This window comes from Fervidobacterium pennivorans, from assembly GCF_001644665.1.
Taxonomy (GTDB): domain Bacteria; phylum Thermotogota; class Thermotogae; order Thermotogales; family Fervidobacteriaceae; genus Fervidobacterium; species Fervidobacterium ngatamarikiense.
Map to the genome: position 1 here is coordinate 414,174 of NZ_CP011393.1, position 24,809 is coordinate 438,982.

22 protein-coding genes and 1 tRNA gene are annotated in these 24,809 nt (G+C 38.1%); 21 read left to right on the forward strand and 2 right to left on the reverse strand.

The genetic code is table 11. From position 1 onward, the window contains the following. Positions 1–82: 82 nt before the first annotated feature. The 13 genes from JM64_RS01945 (at position 83) to JM64_RS02005 (ending at position 12,541) form a co-directional block, all read left to right on the forward strand. Complete coding sequence (locus JM64_RS01945) at positions 83–685, forward strand: thymidine kinase (RefSeq protein ID WP_064011263.1); 603 nt, start codon at positions 83–85, stop codon at positions 683–685. Further along, a complete protein-coding gene (locus JM64_RS01950) occupies positions 682–2,481 on the forward strand; it encodes a 5'-nucleotidase C-terminal domain-containing protein (RefSeq protein ID WP_064011264.1) in 1,800 nt (599 codons plus the stop codon). Before JM64_RS01945 ends, JM64_RS01950 begins: the two co-directional genes overlap by 4 nt. Before the next feature lie 178 nt (positions 2,482–2,659). Further along, the gene (metG, locus tag JM64_RS01955) at positions 2,660–4,621 is read left to right on the forward strand and encodes a methionine--tRNA ligase (protein WP_064011265.1); all 1,962 of its coding nucleotides are present in this window, start codon (positions 2,660–2,662) and stop codon (positions 4,619–4,621) included. A 91-nt stretch (positions 4,622–4,712) separates the two neighbouring features. Beyond that, positions 4,713–7,166: a DNA gyrase subunit A gene (gene gyrA, locus JM64_RS01960; RefSeq protein WP_064012456.1), complete on the forward strand. Its 2,454-nt coding sequence runs from the start codon at positions 4,713–4,715 to the stop codon at positions 7,164–7,166. After that, the gene (locus JM64_RS01965) at positions 7,156–7,608 is read left to right on the forward strand and encodes an archease (protein WP_197473447.1); all 453 of its coding nucleotides are present in this window, start codon (positions 7,156–7,158) and stop codon (positions 7,606–7,608) included. The genes gyrA and JM64_RS01965 overlap by 11 nt, the downstream gene beginning before the upstream one ends. Beyond that, a complete protein-coding gene (gene lexA, locus JM64_RS01970) occupies positions 7,605–8,201 on the forward strand; it encodes a transcriptional repressor LexA (protein ID WP_064011267.1) in 597 nt (198 codons plus the stop codon). Before JM64_RS01965 ends, lexA begins: the two co-directional genes overlap by 4 nt. Positions 8,202–8,232: 31 nt before the next feature. Next, positions 8,233–8,568, forward strand: a complete 336-nt coding sequence (locus JM64_RS01975; protein WP_064011268.1) for an STAS domain-containing protein — start codon at positions 8,233–8,235, stop codon at positions 8,566–8,568. A gap of 40 nt (positions 8,569–8,608) precedes the next feature. After that, the gene (locus JM64_RS01980) at positions 8,609–8,944 is read left to right on the forward strand and encodes an STAS domain-containing protein (protein WP_064011269.1); all 336 of its coding nucleotides are present in this window, start codon (positions 8,609–8,611) and stop codon (positions 8,942–8,944) included. 28 nt (positions 8,945–8,972) lie between these two features. Then, a complete protein-coding gene (gene rpiB / locus JM64_RS01985) occupies positions 8,973–9,410 on the forward strand; it encodes a ribose 5-phosphate isomerase B (RefSeq protein WP_064011270.1) in 438 nt (145 codons plus the stop codon). Further along, a complete protein-coding gene (locus tag JM64_RS01990) occupies positions 9,411–10,394 on the forward strand; it encodes a histone deacetylase family protein (RefSeq protein WP_064011271.1) in 984 nt (327 codons plus the stop codon). Positions 10,395–10,433: 39 nt separating this feature from the next. Next, a complete protein-coding gene (locus tag JM64_RS01995; RefSeq protein ID WP_064011272.1) occupies positions 10,434–10,877 on the forward strand; it encodes a GatB/YqeY domain-containing protein in 444 nt (147 codons plus the stop codon). Beyond that, positions 10,874–11,851: a radical SAM protein gene (locus JM64_RS02000; protein ID WP_064011273.1), complete on the forward strand. Its 978-nt coding sequence runs from the start codon at positions 10,874–10,876 to the stop codon at positions 11,849–11,851. The genes JM64_RS01995 and JM64_RS02000 overlap by 4 nt, the downstream gene beginning before the upstream one ends. Positions 11,852–11,884: 33 nt before the next feature. Further along, a complete protein-coding gene (locus JM64_RS02005) occupies positions 11,885–12,541 on the forward strand; it encodes a hypothetical protein (RefSeq protein WP_064011274.1) in 657 nt (218 codons plus the stop codon). Positions 12,542–12,574: 33 nt separating this feature from the next. Here JM64_RS02005 and JM64_RS02010 read toward each other — a convergent pair. After that, positions 12,575–12,663, reverse strand: a tRNA-Ser gene (locus tag JM64_RS02010). Between the two features lie 102 nt (positions 12,664–12,765). On the opposite strand from JM64_RS02010, the gene JM64_RS02015 reads away from it, so the two are divergent. From JM64_RS02015 to JM64_RS02025, 3 genes are read left to right on the forward strand one after another with little or no spacing between them, the layout of a single operon-like run. Then, positions 12,766–13,455 carry a response regulator transcription factor gene (locus tag JM64_RS02015; RefSeq protein ID WP_014451539.1) on the forward strand — a complete coding sequence of 230 codons (690 nt, stop codon included), beginning with the start codon at positions 12,766–12,768 and terminating at the stop codon, positions 13,453–13,455. Continuing rightward, on the forward strand, positions 13,430–14,656 hold the full coding sequence (locus JM64_RS02020) for a sensor histidine kinase (protein ID WP_231882424.1): 1,227 nt from the start codon (positions 13,430–13,432) through the stop codon (positions 14,654–14,656). Before JM64_RS02015 ends, JM64_RS02020 begins: the two co-directional genes overlap by 26 nt. Before the next feature lie 58 nt (positions 14,657–14,714). After that, positions 14,715–14,957 (forward strand): hypothetical protein, encoded by a 243-nt coding sequence (locus JM64_RS02025; protein ID WP_064011276.1) that lies wholly within the window; start codon positions 14,715–14,717, stop codon positions 14,955–14,957. Between the two features lie 104 nt (positions 14,958–15,061). Here the strand turns inward: JM64_RS02025 and JM64_RS02030 are convergent, their stop codons facing one another. Further along, positions 15,062–16,405, reverse strand: coding sequence for a cyclic 2,3-diphosphoglycerate synthase (locus JM64_RS02030; RefSeq protein ID WP_064011277.1), 1,344 nt, complete (start codon positions 16,403–16,405; stop codon positions 15,062–15,064). Between the two features lie 322 nt (positions 16,406–16,727). Between JM64_RS02030 and JM64_RS02035 the strand changes: the two genes are divergently transcribed. From JM64_RS02035 to gltX, 5 genes are all read left to right on the forward strand, one after another. Further along, positions 16,728–17,915, forward strand: a complete 1,188-nt coding sequence (locus JM64_RS02035) for a sugar ABC transporter substrate-binding protein (RefSeq protein ID WP_064011278.1) — start codon at positions 16,728–16,730, stop codon at positions 17,913–17,915. Between the two features lie 151 nt (positions 17,916–18,066). Further along, a complete protein-coding gene (locus tag JM64_RS02040) occupies positions 18,067–19,773 on the forward strand; it encodes an ABC transporter permease subunit (RefSeq protein ID WP_064011279.1) in 1,707 nt (568 codons plus the stop codon). Then, positions 19,773–22,184, forward strand: coding sequence for an ABC transporter permease subunit (locus JM64_RS02045; protein WP_064011280.1), 2,412 nt, complete (start codon positions 19,773–19,775; stop codon positions 22,182–22,184). Before JM64_RS02040 ends, JM64_RS02045 begins: the two co-directional genes overlap by 1 nt. After that, positions 22,184–23,359 carry an alkaline phosphatase family protein gene (locus tag JM64_RS02050; RefSeq protein WP_064011281.1) on the forward strand — a complete coding sequence of 392 codons (1,176 nt, stop codon included), beginning with the start codon at positions 22,184–22,186 and terminating at the stop codon, positions 23,357–23,359. The genes JM64_RS02045 and JM64_RS02050 overlap by 1 nt, the downstream gene beginning before the upstream one ends. Before the next feature lie 33 nt (positions 23,360–23,392). Continuing rightward, a complete protein-coding gene (gene gltX, locus JM64_RS02055) occupies positions 23,393–24,787 on the forward strand; it encodes a glutamate--tRNA ligase (protein WP_064011282.1) in 1,395 nt (464 codons plus the stop codon). The last annotated feature ends 22 nt before the right edge of the window (positions 24,788–24,809 follow it).

A 24,809-nucleotide genomic window follows, 5' to 3' on the forward strand; every position in this document is an offset into this window, starting at 1 on the left:
CTTAACTTTGTGGTAATATGATAAAAGGTGTAAACTTTAACAAACATAGGGCAAAAGAAAAGAGAGGTGTAAATGTTAAACTATGAAAACGATAGGGAAGCTCACTGTAATTACTGGTCCCATGTATTCAGGTAAGACAACCGAACTTCTAAACTTTGCGGAGATTTACGAAATTGGCAAGAAGAAAACTCTGATTTTCAAACCAGCTATCGATACACGCTACAGTGCAGAGGATGTCGTAACTCACAAGTTTCACAAAATGCCAGCAAGAGTTGTTAAAGATTCGACCGAGCTTTTTGAATACTATAATTCTTTAATCGAACAGCCGGATGCGGTCTTCGTAGATGAGGTTCACTTTTTCGATGTTGAACTAGTAGATATTGCCAAGAAAATAACCTTAGATGGAGTAGATGTTTATTGTGCAGGACTGGATATGAGTTATTTGTGGGAACCTTTTGAAACGACTGCGAAATTAATGGCACTTGCAGATGATATTATCAAAAAGAAAGCAGTCTGTGAAGTGTGTGGCGAATATAAAGCGACCTTATCTTACAAGTTAAAAAGCAACGGTGGTGTTTTTGATGTTGGGGGGAAAGACAAATACATCGCAGTTTGTAAAGATTGTTATGAAAGTTATGAAAGAAATGCACAAAACATAAATGAAGAGGAGGGAAGAACATTATGAAAGGGAGAAAGACATTTACACTGATAGGTTTATTTGTTCTGGCAGTTTTAGTCTTAGGTCAAACTACTTCAACAACGGTCACTATTATTCATACTGCCAATATTTATGGTAACGTCCTTCCGTTCAATTATTTCACGAATACTTATGAACCAAAAGGTTTGGTGCAAATTTATTCGTATGTTGCACAGCTCAGACAAAAATCATCAGATTTGTTATTAGTTGACACAGGGAATTTATTATACGGCAGTCCTTTTGGTGACTACTTTGTAGAGAACGACACAATCGAAAATCCTGTCGTTACTTTGTTCAATCAAATTGGATATGATGTGTTCGTTCCTGGCACATTTGAGTTAACGCTCGAAAATCAGAAATTTGAAAAAACTTTGAAGAGCTTGAAAGCTTATGTACTGGCGTCTAATTTAGTGAATAAGTTTGGTTTTGTTAAGAATTACTATGTCAAAGTTTTTCGCAACGGTTTAAAAGTTGCTACAGTAGGTGTCGTTCCACCATATTTTAATTTAGCTTCAGCAGACTATATTAACACGATTAAATCAGTTATACAAAGGTTGAAATCTGAGGTTCAGCCGGATGTTATTATCTTAGCAACAAGTGGTGGAATAACGTATGATCCTGTAAGTGGTAAGCAGATCTCAATTCAAAGTGGTTTGAACATAGGTGATATTTTGATTAAAGAATTCGGCAAAGACGTAGATATTTTCCTTTTCGGTAACCAAACAATTGTTTACACAAACATGAACAAGCAGAATAAAGTTTTTTCAATTCCCGGTAGTGAAGGGGCTTCCGTAAATCAGATAGACATATCTCTTTCGCGAACAGGAGGCAACTGGAAAATCAGTAAGGTAGCAGTACAAAACGTGAAGTTAGAAAAGCTAAAGCCTGTAGAAAACGTAGTGAACTGGGCTCAGCAATTCGAGACATACGTAGAGAAGTGGTTAGATACTCCCATCATAAGGTCGAATGTAACAATAGGATTTAACAAGTACATGGCAATTTTAGAAGACACTTTAGTCACAGAAATAGTTAACAAATCAATAATTGAGTACACAAAATCTCATACTGGAATATGGAATGTATTTAACCCAAGTTTCGGAGGCTTTATTGAAGGAGACGTTACGAGGCGAGACCTTTATGCTTTAGTGGGGAGAACAACTACAGTTAAAACTTTGCAGTTAACAGGAAAACAGGTGAAAGAAATTATCGTAAAGAGTTTGAACATGCTTTCTTTTAAGGATGGAAAGGTTGTTTTTGAAAAAAGTCTCGTAAGTTCTCCTTGGATTTACGATTTGTTCGAAAATTTTGAATACGAAGTTGTAATTAACAAAAAGGAATTGAGAAGGATACAATTTATGGGGAAGGTCGTTAATGACGATGATGTCTTTGTTGTTTCTGTTCCATCAGTGAGAACTTACGGTCAAAACGGTATTATTAGCGGTGTAGTATTAAGGGAATTTGAAATACCTGTTCAAGAAATTCTCTTCTCCCAAGTTAAAAAAATCTTGCCCGAAGGTCTCTTAGATACAAAAGAAGATAATAATCGAGTTTCGTTGGTTCAACTTACTTATACTGTGCAACCTGGAGATACTTTAGCTCGGATAGCTTACAGATTAGGTATTGCAACTTCAGATGAGGACCTGCCATGGGCAATTGTGGAACTTATGACACTTAATCCCATTATCAAAAACCCAAACCTTATTAGACCCGGCTGGGAAATTGTTTACTACAAGAAGTATTTGGACCTTATACCACCTCTCAAAGAGCTTTTTGAAGCAAGGTAAAGGTTATTAGCTTAATACGTGACGCCTTAATTTATAGCAATGGTGCGAGGTGGAAAGTTCTTCCACCTCGTGTTTTTATAGTCAGTAAAGTTTTCACAAGTTTCACACAATAAGATTTAAAGTGTGGTATAATATACGAAGAATCACATTATCATAGACTTTTTGGAGGTGCTATAAAGTGAAAAAGTTTTATATTACAACCCCTATTTATTATGTGAATGCGGAGCCACACATTGGAAGTTCTTATACAACTATAATCGGCGACATTCTTGCTCGTTACAAGCGAATGATGGGCTACGATGTTTTTTACCTGACTGGAACCGACGAACATGGGCAAAAAATAGCGCAAGCAGCGAAGGAAAGAGGAGTTGAACCACAGCAACTGTGTGATGAATTAGCCCAAAAATTCAAGGAGCTTTGGAAAGAACTTGAAATTACTAACGATTATTTCATTAGAACAACCGATGAACATCACATGAAAACTGTTCAGTTTTTTGTTTCAAAGATGATGGAAAATGGCGACATTTACAAGGGAACCTACGAAGGTTGGTATTGTGTGCCTTGTGAAACTTATTGGAATGAAGATGAACTTGAGCACTCAGAGGATGGAAAACATCTTTGCCCTTCATGCAAAAGAGAAGTGCAGTTAATTAGAGAAGAGAATTATTTCTTCAAACTTTCAAAATACAACGAACCGCTTTTGAAACATTTTAAAGAAAATCCAGATTTTGTGGAACCAGATTTTCGAAGAAACGAGATGCTGAAGATTCTTGAATCGGGGTTGAAAGACCTTTCAATAACTCGTACGACTCTGAAATGGGGAATTCCGATGCCAAATGACCCGGAGCATGTTATATACGTTTGGGTTGACGCACTTATAAACTACGTTTCTGCTATAGGATATCCCGATAATATGGAGACATTCAACAAATGGTGGCCTGCTGACGTGCATCTGATTGGTAAGGAAATTAACAGGTTCCATAGCTTGATTTGGCCTGCAATGTTAATGTCGGTTGGTTTGCCATTACCTAAGAAAATCTTCGCGCACGGATGGCTAACGGTAAATGGTCAAAAGATCAGCAAGTCTCTTGGGAATGCCATAGATCCAAGGGAATACGTTAAAAAGTACGGTAACGATGTTGTTAGGTATTACCTTGTGAGAGACATTGTCTTCGGTAAAGATGGGGATTTTTCTGAAGAAAACTTAGTCAAGAGACTAAATTCAGACCTTGCCAATGATTACGGAAATCTTTTACATAGAACCCTTGCAATGATCGTAAAACATTTCGATGCCCAAATACCAGGAATTGGAGAACTGGAGGAATTGGACAAGAAGTTAGTGGAAAATTATGAAAAGACTAGGCAAGCCTATATTGAACTTATGGATAGATACAGAATTACGGAAGCACTGGAAATACTCTGGCAGTTCATAGGTGATTTGAACAAGTATTTTGATGAAGCAAAACCTTGGATACTTGCTAAAGAAGGAAACAAGGGAAGACTTGGAACAGTACTTTCTCTTGTAACTGAAAGTATATTCAAAGTAGCAACACTTGTATCGTGCGTGATGCCGAATTCCTCGAGGGAGATATACAGCAGGCTTTCAGTCAGTGAAGCGTTCTCGGAAAAGTTTTTGGAAGGGTGGAACATACTTAAGGGGAATAAAGTTGTTCATGGAGAACCACTATTCAAAAAGATAGAGAAAACAGAAAAGGAAGTTCAAAAACCGCAAAAATCTAATAAGCAGGGGGATAAACCTATGGAAAAGCAAGAGAGTGTTGTGAGCCAAGCAGAAAATGTGGTTTCTTTGGAGGAACTTATAGATATTGATTACTTCAAAAGGGTTGATCTAAGAGTAGCAAAGATTCTATCAGCCGAAAAGGTTGAGAAATCAGAAAAGTTGGTTAAATTGCAAATCGACCTGGGAGAACTTGGGACACGACAAATCGTTGCCGGAATCGCTCAATTCTACAAGCCTGAAGAACTTGTTGGAAGGTTAATAGTTGTTGTAGCAAACCTAAAACCAGCAAAGCTTATGGGAATTGAATCTAGAGGCATGCTTCTTGCTGCGAAAAAGAATGACAAACTTACACTTTTAACAGTGTCTGGTGAAATAGGACCAGGAGCGAAAATTTCCTAATCGAGTAGCTTAAATTTAAACAAAGTCAAACTAATGTTTGAAAACATTGGGGAGGTAATTTTCTGTGGATGAAAGAGAAATCAACAGGGATGTGTTAGCGAATAATGAGTTAAAAGAGGATAGCAATTCAAATGTAATAGAACGTGTACTCGAGGAAGAGCTTGTTAAGTCTTACTTGAGTTATTCAATGAGTGTCATTATTGGTCGTGCAATACCGGATGTGAGAGATGGACTAAAGCCAGTACAACGAAGGATATTATATTCCATGTATGAGCTTGGATTGCTTCACAACAAACCATTTAAGAAGTCAGCACGTATTGTTGGTGAAGTCATGGGTAAATACCACCCTCATGGTGATGCTGCAATATACGAGGCGCTTGTTCGAATGGCACAGCCTTGGTCGATGAGATACCCACTCGTTGAAGGGCAGGGGAATTTCGGATCCATCGACCGTGATCCACCTGCTGCAATGAGGTATACTGAAGCCAGGTTGCACAAAATTGCCGAAGAAATGCTCGAAGACATAGACAAATCAACAGTTCGGATGCTCGATAATTTCGATGGTTCACTGCAGGAACCAGAAGTGCTTCCCTCAAAGATACCAAATCTTCTTTTAAATGGTGCAAGTGGTATTGCTGTTGGAATGGCAACGAGTATTCCTACGCACAATTTACGTGACGTTGTTGATACTATAATTGCGGTTATAAAGAAACCTGATATATCGATGGAAGAGTTGATTGATATAATAAAAGGTCCTGATTTTCCAACAGGAGGTATCATTATAGGTAAAGCCGGTATTAGGGAAATGTACGTTACCGGTAAAGGAAGCTTCACAATTAGGGGCAGAGTGGAAGTAAAACATGATAAAAAGAAAAAGTCAATCATTATAACTGAGATACCGTATGGTGTGAGCAAAGCAGACCTGATAAATCAAATAGCTGCCTACTTACAAGAAGAAGAGGTTCCTGTTAGAGACTTAAGGGATGAAAGTGATAAAGAGGGACTCAGAATAGTTATAGAATTTCCTGAGGATATAAACGAAGAGGTTATCTTAAACAATCTTTATCAAAAAACAAGTCTTCAGACACGATTTAACGCTACATTTCTTGTTATTGATGCTGACAAACAGCCGAAATTGATGAATTTAAAGCAGCTTGTTGAAGCTTATATAAAGCACAGATTTGAAGTTATCAGGAAAAGGACGCAGTACGCTTATCAACAAGACTCGCGAAAAGCGCATATTTTGGAGGGGCTAATAAAGGCTTCAAGGTCTATTGACACCGTTGTGGATATTATTCGGAATGCAAAAGATATATCTGACGCTATGGCTCAGCTTATGGAAATCTTACAGATGACTGAAGAACAGGCAAAAGCTGTGCTCGATATGAGACTTGGTAGATTAACCAACCTCGAGACGCAAAATCTTCAATCAGAATACAGAGAGGTCCTCTTAAGACTTGAAAAAGAAAAAGAACTCTTAATGAGCGATGAAAAAGTTTACGAAGTGATAGTCCAAGAGTTACTCGAGGTTAAAGAAAAGTATGGAGATGACCGTAGAACGGAGATAACTGAGTACGAAGAAGTTATAACGAAATTTGACAAGAAAGACCTTATACCAAACAAAGATGTTGTTATGACACTTACAAGAAAAGGGTTCCTGAAGCTCATGGATTTGAACGCATTCAGAACGCAAAGAAGAAATGGTAAAGGCGTTACCGGAGCAAATTTAATGGAAGACGACATAATATCTCAGATTATTTACACCAAGTTGCACAATAAAACATTATTCTTCACTTCGCAAGGTAAAGTATATGAAATTGAGAACATAGAAATAGAAGAAAGTGGTAGAGCTACAAAAGGAAAACCAATTACTAAATATATTAAATTAGAACCAAATGAAAGAGTGCTTGCTATGATGGATATCTCGGATTACAAAGGGGATTTGTTGTTTGTCACGAAAAACGGAGTGGTTAAGCGAACAAGTTTAGAAGACTTCAAGAATATTACATCTAAAGGTATAAGGGCAATTACTTTTAAGGATGGAGATGAACTCGTTTCGGTCTTGCTTGTAGAATCAGGGGACAGCACTGTTTTAATCTCTACCAAACTTGGTATGAGTATAAGGTTCTCAGTTGATGAAGTTCGCACAATGGGTAGGAATGCTGCAGGTGTTAGAGGCATTAAGTTAAGAGAAGGGGATCAAGTAGTTTCTGCCACAGTTTTAAAAGACGATAGCGGATATATACTGACGATAACCGAAAAAGGTTTCGGAAAACTTACCGAAGCAAGTGAATACAGAAAACAATCGAGGGACGGATTAGGAATCAAGAATATTGCAGAAGTTGAAAAAACAGGTCCTGTTGTTGGAGTTGCTTACGTAAAGGGAGATGAAGAAGTTGTGGTCTTTACAAAAGACGGAGCCTCCATAAAATTCAAAGTGGCTGATGTTCCTCTGAGGGGAAGAATTGCTCAAGGTGTCAGAGTTATCCACTTAGCAGATGGTGACATAGTTGCTGATTTTGCAGTTATAGGTGGTGAAGAGTAATTTGTTCAAAGAAATCTCTCATACTGCAGACCTTGCTTATGAAATAGAAGCTGCAAACGTAACTGAGCTGTTACAGGATTTTATAACCATGATTATTCAAAATTCTGAAATTTTCGAGACGTCTAACTCAGATGTTCCAGAATCGATTCGCAATACCGTTAGTGAAAGTTACAACCATGGCGCAACAAATTTGCAAAATGTTATGAAAAAATGTTATAATATTAACAATGGTAGTGACGAAGAATTTGTAGACAACTTATTCGACACCGTCAACGATATAATTTCTTTGGTTGACAGAGGGTACTTTCCGATGAAAGTAGAGAATCAATGTGTGTATTTTACCAGAAAGCGCATCATAACGCGTATCAAAGCGCTAACGTATCATGGGCTGGAAGTAAAACTAGGAGAGAGAATAAGCCTAAAGGTGGTGTTTGATATATGAGGGAATTAACCGAAAGACAGAAGCAAATCTACGAGTTTATAAAAGAGTACATGACAATAAAGGGTTATGCACCTTCGATTAGAGATGTTGCACGACATTTTAAAATGACTCCCAGGGGAGCTCAACAACACATTATTGCTCTCGAAAAGAAAGGGTATATAAAACGATCCAGAGGCGCAAGAGCTATAACACTTGCAGACCGCAAGGAGAGTATAGTAGTACCCGTTAAGGGAAAGATTGCTGCTGGTCAAGCCATAGAAATGTTTGAAGAAGTTGACGAAGAGATAGAAGTTCCTATCGAAATGCTTCGAGGCTACGGCGAATATTTTGCTCTCAGAGTTCAAGGAGATAGCATGACAAATGCACACATTATTGACGGGGACTACGTCATACTTAAGAAACAATACACAGCAGAAAACAACTCAATAGTAGCTGCGGTTGTTGATGATAAAATAACCTTGAAAAGATTCGTTTTAAAAGACAATTTGGTGGAACTTGTTCCAGAGAATGAGTCGTATCCAATTATGCGATATGACCCGAAAAAAGTGAGAATCATCGGAAAGATGGTAGGATTAATAAGGATTATAAGATAGATTAAACTCTAGAACGTTTGGGGTGATGAGTATGCAAACAAGTGTGATGGGCGATATTATAAAATTTGTTATCCCAGAGGAGTTAGAATTAACCAATGCACAACAAATCAAGAAAATGATTTATGAGGAAGCTTTTGAAAAAGGGTTCAAGAAGGTAATTTTGGACCTCTCAAAAACAAAGTACATTGATTCTACTGGGTTGGGAGTAATGGTTGCAATACATAAGCAGGCGCTCATGAACGCGGGAGCTGTTGTCTTTTTGAACCTAGACAGCAATATAAAAAGTCTGCTCAAAATGACAGCGCTCGATAGGATTTTGAATATATACGATAGTGAAGAGGAAGCTGTCGAATTTTTAAATAAGTAAACAACTTTGAACAATTCTTGCAAAGGGAGGTATGAGATTTATGTACACGTACACTGAACAATTTGGTGTAATTATCGTTTCTCTTGAAGGCGACATCACTATGCAAAATGCAATGACTTTAAGAAATTGGGTGGTCGACAACCTTATCAAGAAGGGTAAATCAAAAATCGTGTTTGATTTCACAAGAGTTAATTCAGTTGACAGTTTTGGGTTGGGCACATTTGTTAGTTTGCACAAAACTGCATTGTCCGCGAATGGAACTATAGCTTTTGCTAACATCAACGACAACGTCAAAAAGCTTCTTACAATGACCGCTTTGGACAAGGTTATTAAAGTATTCCCTTCGGTTATGGATGCTGTTAACTCTATTAAGTAACGATTATATATCATAGGAGTGCATAGAAATGAAAATAGCAATAGGTAGTGACCACGCTGCTTTTGAATTAAAGGAGAGAGTAAAGGAACATCTTCAGAAGGCAGGTATAGAGGTTATCGATTGCGGCACCTATTCGATTGAAAGTGTTGATTATCCTGACTACGCGAAGAAGGTTGCAGAAAAAGTTACAAGCAAAGAGTGCGATTTTGGAATCCTTATGTGTGGAACAGGGATAGGAATGTCTATTGCGGCAAATAAGGTAAAAGGTATTCGTGCTGCTCTCTGCTTGTTCCCAGAAATGGCTGCATATGCACGCAAGCATAATAACGCAAATATTTTAGTATTACCCGGGCGATTGATGGGAATAGAATTGGCAAAGTGGACGGTCGACGCGTTCCTGAATTCCTCTTTTGAGGGCGGAAGACATGAAAGAAGGGTTAAGAAAATCGAGGAGCTCGAGAAATAAATGTTAGATGGCAAAAAGAATCGTTTGTTTTTCTGCGCTGACTTGAATGAGTATTTTGTTCCAAGAAAAGAAATAGATAACGGAAAGTTTATAAGAAATCCTGAGAACCCAAGCAGGCTGAAGCTTGTTTTAAATTATCTTCAAGAAAATTTTCAGGCGATTCAACCATTTGAGTTCGGCGAAGAACATATCCTTAAAGTGCACAGCGAAAAGTACTTTAACTATTTAGTCAAGAAATCTCAGGAAGTGGAGGACGAATACCTCCCAGAAGTATTTTTTGTTGACCAAATATTTGATACCGGAACCCCTATCAAGAAAGAGATTTTCTTTGCAGCCAAAAGGGCTGTGGATATAGTTCTCAGTGCAACAAAATATGCTTTCGAGCAAAAAGTTATAACGTACGCGCTTACACGACCACCGGGACACCATGCGATGGTCAATTATGGTGGTGGATATTGTTATTTCAACAACGCTGCAGTTGCAGCTAGGTACCTTGAAGAAAAAGGTATGCGGGTTGCTGTTCTTGACTTAGATTTCCACCACGGCAATGGGACGCAGGATATATTTTACAAAGACCCAAACGTGCTTTACGTTTCTATACATGGAGACCCCAGAAAGTTTTACCCGTGGTTCAGCGGTTACGAGACAGAATGTGGAGAAGGGAACGCGTATGGAACGAATTTAAATATTCCTTTGCCTGAGAACTCAGATATAAATGCATATGGCGAGGCTTTAAAAAAGGCTATTCAAAAGTTGAAGGACTTTAAACCAGACGCGCTTATGATTTCTTTCGGTACAGACACGCATATAAAAGACCCCGTTGGAAGATTTGCTCTTTTATCTGAAGACTACAAAACCATTGGCTCTTCGATATCTAACTCCTTGGTGATTGACTATCTAATTATTGTGCATGAAGGCGGTTACAACTCAAGGTCTAACCTTGTAGCAGTTAAAAATTTTCTTGCAGGTCTTCTTGGAGAGTAGCTCGAAGTTAAACTGTTTAAGGACAGAAGGAGGATTCATATGGGACTTAAGGAAAAAATACTCAATGACATGAAAGAAGCTATGAGAAATAAGGATGAAATAAGATTGCGAGTCTTAAGATCCATCAAAACTGCTATCGGCTATTTCGAAGTTGAAGGAGAGAAAAAAGAGGCGTCCGATGAGGACGTGCAAAAGCTTATTCTTAAAGAAATTAAAAAGCGTCAAGAATCAATAGAAGCTTATAGGGCGGCAGGTAGAGAAGACTTAGCGAAAGCTGAAGAAGAAGAGCTCAAAATACTAGAAGAATACGCTCCTAAGATGCTTTCCAAAGAAGAAATAGAACAGATTGTTTCAGCTGTAATAGCAGAGCTGAATGCTACACCTAAAGACTTTGGAAAGGTTATGAAAGAAGTAATGGCAAGGGTAAAAGGCTCTGCCGATGGAAAATTAGTGAACGAAGTTGTAAAGGAGCTCCTCAAGTGAATCAGGTGGAATTAAAAGAAAAAGCAGGTGAAAGAAAACCTAAGATATTTCCAGTCTTTCTACCGAACCTTGGTTGTAAGACACGTTGTGTTTATTGTAACCAGGTTATAATGACAGGTGAAACAATCCCAAATATTGGCAAAATTGCCGAAGAGCTTTCGTCTGTAAACCAAATAGATGAGATAGCGTTCTATGGTGGCACATTTACAGGCTTGAATTTGGAACTAATGGAAAAGTTACTTTCGATAAGACCAGACATACCAAAAAGAATTTCCACAAGGCCCGATGTTATTGATGAAAATATTGTTGAGATTTTAAAAAGAGGGAACGTAAAAACGATAGAATTAGGTATTGAAAGTATAGATGATGAGGTACTTTTTTACTCTGGGCGCAATTATTCGAGACTCGATATCTTTAAAACGATATCACTATTAAAGGGCAATTTTGAAATTGTTGCACATTTAATGACCGGACTACCTAAAGACAGCAAAGAGAAAGATTTGGAAAGTGTCAGGCTCCTTATCAATGAAGGTATCAAAATTTTTAGGATACATCCTACAATTGTTTTTAGAAACACTGAGCTAGAAGAACTTTTAGAGAAAGGTCAGTACAAACCTCAGACACTTGAAGAAGCTACAATTGTTGTGGCTGAAATGGTTGTGATTGCTGAAGCTAACAATGGAAAAGTTATTAGAATTGGCTATCATATTCCGCAATCTCAATTAAGATTTGTTGTTGCTGGTCCGTACCATCCTTCGTTTGGTGACTTGGTGCGGAGCAGAATTATAAGGATGATAGTTGAGAGGTTTGAAGTGAAACATATTGCTTATGGTCGAAGATTCACATCTTGGGTAAAAGGTTACGGAAATGAAAAACTTCAAGTAAAATTTCTCGAACTTGCTGAGGAAGAGAATATATTCTTTGATGGTATACCGCTTTCAGAAATGCTAAAGAAATATTCAGCAGTAATTTGAAAAGATTTTCACAGGTCAAATTGGGGTGGTCAAATGCAAGAACTTATATTCTGGTTGATTTTTTCTGTTGTAGCAGCAACATTGATAATTACTCAAACGGTTGCGTTGACAGAGAGACCGACAGTTCCTCAACTTACAAAAGTTGAGCTACCGGACTTGAGAAAAAAAGATGCTAATGCACAGTTGATATATGAAAATGAAATTCTCAGTGAAAAACTGAGTAAATTTCTCGAAGGGAAAGTTATTATTTATTCATTAGGAGAATTTTCAGGTCCTACTTTTAATGAAAAAAGCGTTAGAGAAGGAGCTCAACAAATAGCCTTTCAGGGGTTAATCGTGCATTTAGAAACTGTGAAAAAAAATCTTATAGAACAGCTTGTTTCGATTTTCAATGCAGAAAAGGGACAAATAATAAGTGTAAAGATTGCAGAACTGTTTGACCAGCTTTACCAAAGAATACCGTTTGATGAGGTTTTGGCTGTTACATACAGAATTTGGAAAAAAAGCAACGGAGAAGTTGCGACGTATTATTATCTTGTTATTTTTGATGACGAATATGCGAGGATACTAATAGAATCCGTAGCAACCGACCTTATTCAAGAACTTCAAAGTTATGGAATTTCTTTTAGCGACTTGTGGCGAAAAGCAATTAATAAATATGCTGAACAAATAAAATTACAGAACCAATGACCCGTGGATTCCAAGCAGATTTATTAAAAAAAATGGCGGAGGCGGTGGGACTCGAACCCACAAGGACCGTAAGGTCCACCGATTTTCGAGACCGGCTCCTTAGCCAGTTCGGACACGCCTCCGTCCAGCAGTAGATAGTATACCATAGCTTTTGTAATTTTCAATATTTTAAAGTTTTGCAATAGGCTGAACCTTAATTACTTTTTGAGCTAGGGGTGGAGTCCATGGAAAACGCTCCAAAAATTCTGATTGTTGAAGATGACAGAAAACTTCGCCGACTTCTAGAGATGGAACTTGAACATGCAGGTTACAAAGTAGCTTCATTTGATAATGGTATAGATGCTCTTGAGAATTTCAAGCAATTAGCACCAGATTTAGTGATACTCGATATAATGCTTCCAGATATGGACGGTTATGAAATAGCGCAAAATCTAAGAAAACTTAGTCCAGATGTGCTAATCTTGATGCTCACAGCTCTTGGGATGAAAAAAGATAAACTTACAGGATTTGAGTCAGGAGCAGATGATTACCTTACAAAGCCTTTTGATAATGAAGAACTCTTAGCTCGTATTAAAGCACTTTTAAGAAGAAAGCATATCGATGTCTCAAGACCATACAGGATAGGTCGTTTAGAAATCTACGAAGATAGAAGAACTGTGTACTATGATGGTAAAGAAATTGACCTAACAAAAACTGAGTTTGAGTTGTTGATGTATTTAGTTAAAAACAGAAATCGAGCTGTTAGCAAAGAAGAAATACTAAATGCTGTTTGGGGCATAGATTATTATGGTTCAGACAACACTGTGGAGGTTTACATAAATTACCTCAGAAAAAAGCTCTCACCTGATTTGATAAAAACAGTGAGGGGAATAGGTTACAGACTGGTTGGTGAAGAACTTGAAACTAACCACTAAGCTTGCGCTTGTAAATACTTTTGCAACGGTCATTCTGGTTTCGTTCGTTTTAGGACTTACTTATCTATACTTCTACAAGCTCGCCATGAGACCTGTCCTTGAAGATTTTTCCAACCCCGGAAGGTTTGTAACCGTTGTTTCTACACCTTTTGGTAAGCAATACATTGTGTTAAGATGGGATGTATATGTTGCAGATTTGGAAGAACGGGTAGTAGTTAATGACCCATATGGAATAGGTCTAGTTGAAGAAACGGGGTTAAAGAAAATAGGAAATCGCTATTTTTACATGATGTCCGTTCAAAATGTGATAGTAGGAAAGGAAATAACTGCAGTAATCAGATTTCTCGAAAACATTCGGAAGCTTTTTATCCTCGCTATTTTGCTTCTTGCAATAGGTGTAGCAGTGTTTACTTACTTTCTGACAAGGAAGAACGTTAAAGAATTGAAGGAGTTCATAGCACAAATTGAATTGCTTGGTGGCACGGATGTTACAAAAAGAGTTGAGATGGCGACTACCACGTATGAATTGAAAGAGCTGGTTCAAAAGTTCAACGAATTGATGGAAAGAATAGAGAGGTCCTATAAAGCTCAAGAAGCTTTTGTTTCGGCCGTATCGCACGAATTAAGAACACCTGTTGCAACGTTGGTAGGTTATGTTAATATGCTTAAACGTTGGGGTATGAACAACGAGAATGTTTTGAGGGAGTCAGTTCAGGCAATAGAGGAAAGTAGTAAAGAGATAAAAGAAATAATTGAAAACATGCTATTGATTGCGAGGGTGGAAACTCTTACAGAAGAGAATATAGAGCTCAAAAGTTTTTGCTATGAATTACTGCAGCAGAAATTTAGAAACAGAAACCATGAATCTACCGATGTGGAAATTCGTGGAGAAGGAGTAATGAAAACAAATAGGGAAGGGCTGGGTATAATTTTGACGATATTGCTGGACAACGCTTTTAACCATGGAGCGCCTCCTTACTTAATTGAGATAAAAAATAACGAAATTGCCGTTGTCAACCATGGTGAAAAGATACCTGAAGAGGTTATTCCGAAAATCTTTGAGCGCTTCTTCAAAGGTGAGAAATCGACAGGAACTGGTTTGGGACTTTATATCGCAAACGAAATCGCTAAAAAATTGGGTTTAAAGATACAAGTTGATAGCACAGAAGAAAGGACTATCTTTAAGATAGTGAAAGACTGACAAGAAAACCGTAAAATAAATTCTGTTTTTGCCGATAATAATACAAGAGGTGATATGTATGACTATTTCTGGTATAAACAGCATTTTAGGACCCATGTACCATCAAATGTCCGTTGGAGTAAAGGGTGTATCAACTTCCGGACCATCTGTTTCTGACGTGAACCAGCAAGTTGAGCAAGCGAAAGAGCTTATGCTTAGAACTTTGGAATTCGCGTTTTACAAACAACAAGACATGAATCTCAAGCTTGTAAGGATTGCTGGTGAACTTTTTCAAGGTAAGAACCTTGATGTAACAGTGTAGTCAGGGATTATATTATGAATTAAACAACCCAATAAAGTTTGTTATACTTAGGAAAAAGCGGGTGTGTTTTTAACACACCCGCTTGATTTTTTGTTGTTTTGTGATTATTTCAAAAGTCCTTTCTTCTTGAGGAAGTCTGTAAGAATTTGGTCAAGTGTTGGTTCACCTATCTCTTGGAGTTCGTATCTAACTCTGACTGCAGGTTTGTTGAGTTTCAAAACCCTTCTCAAATCGATAGGTGTGCCTATTATAACGACTTCTGCATCAGACTTGTTGATTGTTTCCTCTAATTCTTTCATTTGCTTTTCACCATAACCCATCGCTGGAAGTATAACATCTAAGTGGCTGTATTTCTTGTATGTATCAACAATTGAACCAACTGCGAATGGTCTTGGGTCAATTATTTCTTTTGCTCCAAACCTCTTTGCTGCAACGTATCCGGCACCGTATCTCATATCACCATGTGTTAGGGTTGGACCATCTTCGACAACTAAGACCTTCTTCCCTCTTATCAATGATGGATCATCAACGAAGATTGGGGAAGCGGCATCAACTACTATTGCATTAGGATTCCATTTAGCAATGTTCTTTCTAACTGTCTCAATGTCATCTCTATTTGCTGTTTCCTCTTTGTTAATGACTATTACGTCTGCCATAAGTAGATTTGTCATTCCGGGGTAGTAAGTAATTTCATGACCAGGTCTGTGCGGGTCAACTACAACGATGTGTAAATCCGTTTTGTAGAATGGGAAGTCGTTGTTACCACCATCCCAGAGGATAATATCTGGATTTTCCGCTTCTGCTGCTCTGAGAATAGCTTCGTAATCAACTCCAGCGTAAATTACACTCTTTCTGTCGATGTGTGGTTCGTACTCTTCCCTTTCCTCAATTGTACAATTGTGTTTGTCTAAATCTGAGTAATCCGCGAATCTTTGAACCTTTTGTGCAACCAAGTCACCGTAAGGCATTGGGTGTCTTATAGAGATTACCTTGAGTCCTTTGCTTCTTAAAATGTCAAGCACCCTTCTTGTTGTCTGACTCTTTCCACAACCAGTTCGGACAGCACATACAGAAACAACAGGTTTGGTTGATTCTATCATCGTTGAATCCGGACCCATGAGTTTGAAGTCGGCACCTGCTGCAAGGGCAATTGCGGCCCTTTCCATCACATATTGATGTGGTAGGTCGCTATAAGCAAGAATAACTTCGTCTACATCGTATTTTTTAATGAGTTCTGGAAGCTGTGCTTCATCTTCGATAGGGATTCCATTTGGATAGAGTGGACCAGCAAGTTCAGGAGGATAAATTCTACCAGCTATATCAGGAATCTGTGTAGCAGTGAAAGCTACAACCTCATAATCTGGGTTGTTCCTAAAGAACGTGTTAAAGTTGTGGAAGTCCCTACCGGCGGCACCAAGTATAATAACTCTTCTCCTTCTTTTTTCCATGTTGTTCACCTCCGTTTGTTTAGTTGATAGATGATGATAATTAACAGCATTAGAATTATACAAGTAGTAGCTCTACATTTCAATACCAGGTATTCCGAATTATCAATGACAATTTCTTTGTTATTGTTCTATCCTTTGGTATGCTTTAGTATGCTAAAGTATGTTTTTTTTGCGTACAATTATATCAGTACGGCTTAAAAATACGTATTCTGGAATTTTCACAGAGTTCTTGGAAACTTTTCCAAACTAGCGTTCACTTCTAGACAGGTTGTAGTATAATATAAATGGTTTCCACATTATCCTGAAAGGGGAGGTAGAGCGTATGAGAAAGTGGCTAACAGTTGTTTTGGCAGTTCTTTTTGTTTTCTTGGCATTTGCTCAAGCCAAGAAGATCACTATTTGGACATCAGAAGCGCAGGTTCCTATTCTTAAGAAACTTGCAGACCAGTACAAAGCGAAGTACGGTGTTCAGGTTGATGTTATTCAGGTCAATTTCGGGGATATCAAATCAAAATTCTTGACAGCAGCACCAGCAGGTGAAGGTCCGGATATCATTGTTGGAGCACACGACTGGGTTGGTGAACTTGTTGTTAACGGGTTGCTTGAACCAATTAACCTCCCAGAAAAAGAAAAATACTTCCCAGCTCCACTTCAAGGATTTACCTACAACGGCAAGGTTTACGGTGTTCCATATGCATTCGATGGTCCAGCACTAATGTACAACAAAGACTACGTTCAGAACCCACCAAAAACATTTGATGAGCTCATCGCACTTGCAAAGAAAATAGAAAAAGACTATGGCGGAGAAGTTAGAGGATTTATTTACGACTACAAGAACTTCTACTTCAGCTCATTTGCATTCTTTGGTATGGGCGGTTACGTGTTTGGAACTGATAAGACGGGAAAAATCAATGTGAAAGATGTTGGACTTGCAAATGCTGGAGCGATTGAAGGTCTCAAACTTATTAAGAAACTTGTTGACGAAAAGATACTGACACCTGGCGACAACTACAACACAATGGATGGTCTGTTCAAAGACGGTTTGGCAGCAATGATAATCAATGGTCCATGGGCAGTTCCTGGCTACAAACAGGCTGGTATCAATTTTGATGTTGCTCCAATTCCAGACCTTCCTGGTGGAAAGAAACCAAAGCCGTTCTTTGGTGCACAAGGTTTCATGGTTAACGCAAAGAGCAAAAACAAACTCTTCGCACTTGACTTCTTGACAAAGTTCATAGCAACCAAAGATATCATGTACCAGATTTGGCAAGCAGATCCAAGATGTCCATCTAGAACGGACGTTAATGAACTCGTTATGGCAAAAGACCCACTTACAAAGAAGTTTGCCGACTTCCTTGGAAAATATGGTCTTCCAATGCCGAATGTACCAGAGATGGCAGCAGTTTGGGGAGCAATGGGTGATGCTCTAGCAAAAGCGCTTGACCAGGGTGTTCCTGCAGAAAAGGCTCTTGCTGACGCTGTTGCCCAGATAAAAGCACAGATTAAGTAATAACATCGAATAATAAGGGGCACGGGGGTATGCCCCCGTGCTTTTTCTTAAGCAAATGACGCAGAAATTATGAAAACAGTCGTAGTATTGGTTTTCAGAAAAAGTTACAATAAAGCAAGTTCCTCAAAATGATTACAAGGAGGATGAACAAATGAAGTTTTGGAAAGTTATTGGTTACGTAATGCTCACTGCATTCACTGTCTTCAGCATACTTGGTGCCATCTTTCTTTTTGGAAGAGGTTTCTACGAGTTGTCTGTAACGCTCTTTGTTTTGATATTCTTGATAGACTTTTTTATTCTTAATAGGAACGCCTACCCATACCGCTACATGATACCAGCTTTGATTCTACTTTTTATTCTTGTTCTCTATCCAATTGCCTTCACGATAAGAACCGCATTTACAAATTATGGAACCGGTCACATTATGACTCGTCAAGAGGTTGTCGAAAGATTGCTGGTGGACCCGATTTATACTTACGTTGTTCCAGACAGTTCGCCACTAACTTACAGCGTTTATGTGAGGTTTGAAGGTACTCAACCAACTAACGATTTTAGAACTATCGTATTTGATGGTTCAAGTTACTACGTTGCTAGAGAATATCGTGTTCTGAAAAGCGAAGCAGGGCAATTGATATTAGGTGAGGCGGAACTGATAAAGCTTAGTGAAAGTGGATTGAGTTTAGAAAGGCAAAACGGCAAAATAGAGCTTATTCGAGATAGCGGGAAGATTTACAGGTACTTTTATAACCCTGAAGATAGCTCAACATACATAAATGAAGATTATTTCAAATATTCAATACTTTTCCCAATTATGAGTAAAATAGAATTTGTTGACAGTAATGGTAATAGATTTGCAGTCAGGCAAAATGAAGATGGAAAGCTTTTAATGTACAATATCAGACATTTGTATAAACTAGGTCTTGCTGAAACAATAGAAAAGGGAAAAAGTATAGTTAAGACAGTTCTCATAAATACAATCACAAATAGGCCACTGATTGAAGAGAATGGTACGATATACGATATAAATGAAAAGGGAGAGAAGGTAGCTGTTGGTGGATACATTTCTTATTATGGTTTGAAGAATTTTACAAGAATATTCACCGATCCAACTGTTTCCGGTCCATTCGCAAAAATATTTGTTTGGAACTTCACATGGGCTGCTTTGAGCGTCTTGTTCACTTTTGTAATAGGTTTGATACTTGCCCTTGTTCTTAATAATCCAAACCTAAGAGGTCGTGCAATCTACAGGTCTCTTTTAATTATACCTTGGGCGATACCTGCCTTCATATCGGTTCTCGTTTGGAAGAACGGGTTCTTCAATGAAACATATGGTATTTTAAACAAGTTTATAATTACACAAATTTTTGGTAAGGAACCCATCAGGTGGTTTAACGACCCGTTTTGGGCTAAGGTTGCTGTATTGACAGTCAACACATGGCTTGGTTTTCCCTACATGATGGTTGTTTCACTGGGTGCTTTGCAGAGTATTCCTGAAGATTACTACGAAGCTGCTGCTATCGATGGCGCTAACAAATGGCAAAGATTTTGGAAGATTACATTCCCATTGCTTATGACTACTATCGCACCTTTATTGGTTGGTAGTTTTGCGTTCAATTTCAACAACTTTGTCAACATATACCTCCTTACCGGTGGTGGACCTGCAATGCCAAATACCACAACACCTGCTGGTTCTACAGATATTTTGATTTCTTACACATACAAACTTGCTTTCGAAGGAGGACGTGGTCAAGATTTCGGTTTTGCTTCAGCAATATCTATTATCATATTCTTCATAGTCGGAACACTGAGCTTTATCAACTTCCGCCTGTCTGGGTCCTTTGAGGAGGTGAATAGATAATGGTTCGAAAAGAAAGAAAATGGCTCACACATATCATCCTTATAATAGTCTCTATAGTTGTTTTATTCCCAATTGTCTGGGTCGTCTCTACGTCCTTAAGACGTGACAATGCAGCGTTTTCAACTAAATTGTTTAGTAGTAGAATGACTCTTCAAAACTACATAGATCTTATAGCACCCGAGAAAAATGGACCAAGATTGGTTTCTGATATGGACGCACTTATTCTGATGGCACCTCCTCATGATAAGATTACGATCGAAAAAGCAAAAGAACTTTTCCAGAACGATGTCAAAAGATTCAAGATGTACATTCAAGAAACCGAAAAATTGAAAAAAGAAATAGACAATGCAATTTCTTATCTTAATGATTATTTTGAAAAGAATTCGCAGTCGCTCACGAAATCTTACATAGCTGATATAGACAGCATTATTAAAGAACTCCAATTTGAAAAACCAAAAAAATATTTAGAGGTTGCTGCTTATGAATTGTACTCTCAGGGTGAGGACCTAAGCTCTATCCCAGAAGTTGACCCATATGCAGGTCAACAGGACTGGGAAGATATGATTGGTAAAAGAAAAGCGAAATTAGAAGAGTTGAATAATGAAAAGGTGACTTTGCAAAGTGCTATTGAACCTCTGGAAAAAACATATCGAACATACCAAAGTCAATATCTAAGCCTTTCTAGAACCATTCGGTCTTTCTTGGTTCCACAGCTAAAGGAATACTCCTTGGTTCTCAATTCTGCGTCTGACTTGCTCGATGCTGCGAAGGTCTCTAATGTTTTGGCAGAATCATTACCAGAAGAAAATACAATATTAGAAAGTTTCAAAACAACATTTGAACAGATAAAAGGTATCCAATTGAATGTTCAGAAGTTTGATGATTTGAAAGATATTGGCGAAGCGTTGTCAGAATTTCAGAAGGGATATAACCAAGTAATTAACAAATGGGCACAGGCAACAAACAAGGATAAAGCACCATTTGCCGATTTCTTGAATACAATAGATGTCTTTACAACGAGAATAGCAAGTACAATAAACGAAACTGTAAGCTTAATGAACAGGTTAAACAAAGTAACCGAGAAAATGTTACAATTGCAAGTGGAAATAACGAAATACAAGAGCAGGTATGCTAAGATTGAAGAAGAAATCAACAACATTAGTGCTGAGCTTACAAAAGCTTACGAGCTTTTACATGATTCATTGTTGTACCTAAAAGCGAAACTTGCAATTACCCAACTTGAAAAAATAAAAACTTTAGTTGCTAACATGAAACTCCCAGCTCAACTCCAAATGCTTAACATTCAATCTAAGAGGATATTCGGAATCACGACAGATGTAGCAAGCATGATAAATGACCAAAAGAAGCAGAATAAGGTCAGGAAAATAGCTTCTAAGCTCGATTGGCCAGGTACTGCGAAAGACATGTTTACGAACTACGAAATTTTCTCGCAAAACTATGAATCTTTCATAAATGATTTAAAGGTTTACCTTGCGGATATAGAAATTCAGGGTCCTAAGTTTATGCCTGTTTCGAAGACAGGCGTAAAGGTCAGACCTGTTGCTATGGAACGTCTAATCGATACGGTGCTTTCTGTGTACAGGAACAACGTAGTACCTAATATGAATGTTATGTCGAGAAAGTCTTCCGAACTATCTGATAAGCTAAATATAAAAGAACTTTCAGTGAGCTTGAAAAAACTCGATGGGGCGGCATTCAGGATCGACCAAATTTGGCAAAGAAAACCAGACCATTATATGTTGAAGTGGATTATGAACAGTGTTATTGTCTCTCTCAGCGTAGCAATTATAATAACTGCGGTAACTGCTCTTGCAGCGTATCCATTCAGTAGGATGAGGTTTAGAGGGAGAAAGTATGGAATCATGGCGTTATTGCTCATTCAAATGTTCCCAGCAATTATGTACATGATAGCTATTTACACATTCTTATCGTTCGCTGGAAAGTATATTCCAGGGTTTGGATTGAGTAAGCTATCTGGTTTGATATTTGCTTATCTTGGTGGTATTGCATATAATATGTACCTTATAAAAGGTTATTACGATACTATCCCAGACTCACTAGAAGAAGCAGCTTTAATTGATGGCGCAACGAGATGGCAGACATTTGTGAAAATAGTTCTTCCTCTAGCTTCTCCGATTCTTGCGGTTATCGTTATCCTTACGTTCATGGGTACGTTTAACGAATTCGTTCTTGCAAGGATTATATTACAAGATGTTAAACAGTACACATATGCTATAGGTTTGTACACGTTCTCGACAGGTCCTTTTGAAACACAATGGGGATTGTTCACAGCAGCTGCAATGATAGGTATGGTACCAATGGTGATTCTATTCTTATTGATGCAAAAATATATTGTCGGTGGTCTTGTGAAAGGAGCGGTTAAAGGATAATGAGCGTTGGTGATGGGCTGATTTCTCCCCAGTACGATAGTTCTATTGTCAATCTTGTTTCGACATTTCTCAAACACTTTGCGATTCAATCAAACCATCCTGAATACCCCCTCGAAGGCAACTTCGAGGGGTTTTTCCACAATGTGAAAAAAATAGTGATATTCTTGATAGATGGAATGGGATATAACAAGTTCTTAAAAATCAATACGAATATTGGTTTCAGGGATATTATAAAGGTTTCAAGTGTTTTTCCAACCACAACTGTTGCTGCTGTGACAAGTTGGTTTACTGGAAAGACACCAAAAGAGCATGGCCTTCTTGGTTATATTTTGTATCTACGTGAGATAGGTTCAATTACAAATATGATTGAGTTCACCTATCCAGGTGTAGAAGGTGGCATATTTTCTGGGCTCATCAAAAAACGGTTACATAGATTAGATAACGTCTTCGACCTTTTGAAAGACAGAGGGTTTTACGGAGGAGTCTTAACGCATGCTAACATTTCCAACTCAGGTCTTTCTTATCTAATACATAAAAATGCGCACGTGATGGGGTATTACTATATGGGAGATTTGTTGGCTACTTTGAAAAAAAAGCTTGCTGAAGACTGGCAAGGGATTCTTTACATCTACTGGGGTCATCTGGATGGTTTGGGACATAAGAAGGGTCCAGATAGTGAAGCTTACGAAATGGAAATGACAAGGCTACTTTTAGAAATTAAGAAATTCGCCGAAGAACACATACCTAATGATACACTTCTTGTAGTTACATCTGATCATGGCATGGTGCAAATACCAAGTTCGACAAACTATTTCTTGAAACCAACAGATACATTCAACAAACTTTTAGTATCACCTCCAGGGGGAGAGATGAGAATGATGTATTTCTATTTAGTAAAAAAGAGCAACTACGAATTCTTAAGGAACTACTTCGAAGAAAACTATCCTTCGAGCTGCGTATTTCTAACAAGCAGAGAAGCTGTGGATATGGGACTTTTTGGACCTGGGAGAGTGCATCCAGAGTTGTATAACAGAATAGGTGATGCTATAATGATAACGAAGTCGAATAACGCATTCACATATTTGTATAGCGGTGGCGAAGAGAGGCTTGCTGGTATGCATGGTAGCTTAACCGAAGATGAGGTATTTGTTCCCGCAGTTTTTATAAGAAGATAATAACAAACATCACACAAACAGGAGGAAACGGAAATGGTAAGAGTGAGATTTGCACCAAGCCCGACTGGTTATCTACATGTAGGTGGAGCTAGGACAGCCCTATTTAATTGGCTCTTTGCAAGGAAAAACAAAGGTAAATTCATTCTAAGAATAGAAGATACTGATACGGAAAGGTCAACACGTGAGTCAGAACAAATGATAATGAACGATTTAAAATGGCTTGGTTTGTTCTGGGACGAAGGACCAGATATAGGGGGCGAGTTTGGTCCTTACAGGCAAAGTGAAAGATTACACTTGTACAAACAGTACGCATTTGAATTAGTGGAAAGAGGACATGCTTACTTTGCGGTTTACGATAAGAACGATCCAAAAAACGTTCTTTACACAACAACCGAAGAACCAAAAGATGGAAATCCATACACCATTGTTTTCAAAGTGCCGGAGAATGAAATTGTGAAATTCAATGATATGCTAAAAGGCGAAATTGAATTCTCAACAGAACATATGGATGACTTTATAATATTGAAGTCCAACGGATATCCTGTTTACAACTTCGCCGTTGTTATAGATGACCATTTGATGGGAATAACGCATGTCCTTCGCGGAGAAGACCATATATCAAACACACCAAAACAGATACTCATCTACAGAGCATTTGAATGGGAGCCTCCAAAATTTATGCATATTCCTTTGATACTTGGCGCAGACAAGACTCCTTTGAGTAAAAGACATGGAGCAACCGCAGTTGAGCATTTTAGAATAGAAGGATATCTTGCTAAAGCTTTGGTTAACTATCTTGCAATCCTTGGATGGAGTGTGGACGAAGAGATATTCGATTATACACAAAAGATAGATTCGTTCACCCCAGATAGGATTTCCAACAAAAATGTTGTATTTGATTATCAAAAACTCGAGTGGGTCAATGGAAAGCATATGAGATTACTTACGATGGATGAACTCTATACCCATTTTGAAGAATGGAGAAAGTTTGTTGGAGCCGAAAAACAGATTCCAAGAGAGGTCTTAGAAATATGCAGAGAGAAGGTTAATACCCTAAAACAGCTCTACGAATTTGCTCTGCCATTTGTTGATGAAAACTACGAATATTCGCAAGAATACATTGAAAAGTTCGCAAAGAAACCAGAAGCTGTTAGTATCATCGAGTTGGCGCTCGAGAGATTTTCCAGCTTAGAAAATTACGATATTCAAAATGTTGAAACAACGTTGAGAGAAATTGCTACCTCACTTAATATTGGAACGAATAAAGTTTTTCAGACAATTAGAGGGGCATTACTTGGAAAGCTTGTTACTCCTGGGTTGTTTGAAAGTATAGTTGTACTAGGAAGAGCCGAAACAATTAGAAGGTTGCAAAGAGCTCTTGACTTTGTCAAAAAACTAACCCAATGTGACTACCACCGAGAGCTATAAAAAACACATAAGGGGTTGGAAG

Coding starts and splice junctions, on each gene's coding strand:
- JM64_RS01975 (WP_064011268.1), top strand. CDS start 8,233: ATGCAAACAAGTGTGATGGGCGATATTATAAAATTTGTTATCCCAGAG.
- JM64_RS01980 (WP_064011269.1), top strand. CDS start 8,609: ATGTACACGTACACTGAACAATTTGGTGTAATTATCGTTTCTCTTGAA.
- lexA (WP_064011267.1), top strand. CDS start 7,605: ATGAGGGAATTAACCGAAAGACAGAAGCAAATCTACGAGTTTATAAAA.
- JM64_RS02030 (WP_064011277.1), bottom strand. CDS start 16,405: ATGGAAAAAAGAAGGAGAAGAGTTATTATACTTGGTGCCGCCGGTAGG.
- JM64_RS02005 (WP_064011274.1), top strand. CDS start 11,885: ATGCAAGAACTTATATTCTGGTTGATTTTTTCTGTTGTAGCAGCAACA.
- JM64_RS02045 (WP_064011280.1), top strand. CDS start 19,773: ATGGTTCGAAAAGAAAGAAAATGGCTCACACATATCATCCTTATAATA.
- JM64_RS02035 (WP_064011278.1), top strand. CDS start 16,728: ATGAGAAAGTGGCTAACAGTTGTTTTGGCAGTTCTTTTTGTTTTCTTG.
- JM64_RS01950 (WP_064011264.1), top strand. CDS start 682: ATGAAAGGGAGAAAGACATTTACACTGATAGGTTTATTTGTTCTGGCA.
- JM64_RS02040 (WP_064011279.1), top strand. CDS start 18,067: ATGAAGTTTTGGAAAGTTATTGGTTACGTAATGCTCACTGCATTCACT.
- JM64_RS01995 (WP_064011272.1), top strand. CDS start 10,434: ATGGGACTTAAGGAAAAAATACTCAATGACATGAAAGAAGCTATGAGA.
- JM64_RS02050 (WP_064011281.1), top strand. CDS start 22,184: ATGAGCGTTGGTGATGGGCTGATTTCTCCCCAGTACGATAGTTCTATT.
- JM64_RS02015 (WP_014451539.1), top strand. CDS start 12,766: ATGGAAAACGCTCCAAAAATTCTGATTGTTGAAGATGACAGAAAACTT.
- rpiB (WP_064011270.1), top strand. CDS start 8,973: ATGAAAATAGCAATAGGTAGTGACCACGCTGCTTTTGAATTAAAGGAG.
- gltX (WP_064011282.1), top strand. CDS start 23,393: ATGGTAAGAGTGAGATTTGCACCAAGCCCGACTGGTTATCTACATGTA.
- JM64_RS01945 (WP_064011263.1), top strand. CDS start 83: ATGAAAACGATAGGGAAGCTCACTGTAATTACTGGTCCCATGTATTCA.
- JM64_RS02025 (WP_064011276.1), top strand. CDS start 14,715: ATGACTATTTCTGGTATAAACAGCATTTTAGGACCCATGTACCATCAA.
- JM64_RS01990 (WP_064011271.1), top strand. CDS start 9,411: ATGTTAGATGGCAAAAAGAATCGTTTGTTTTTCTGCGCTGACTTGAAT.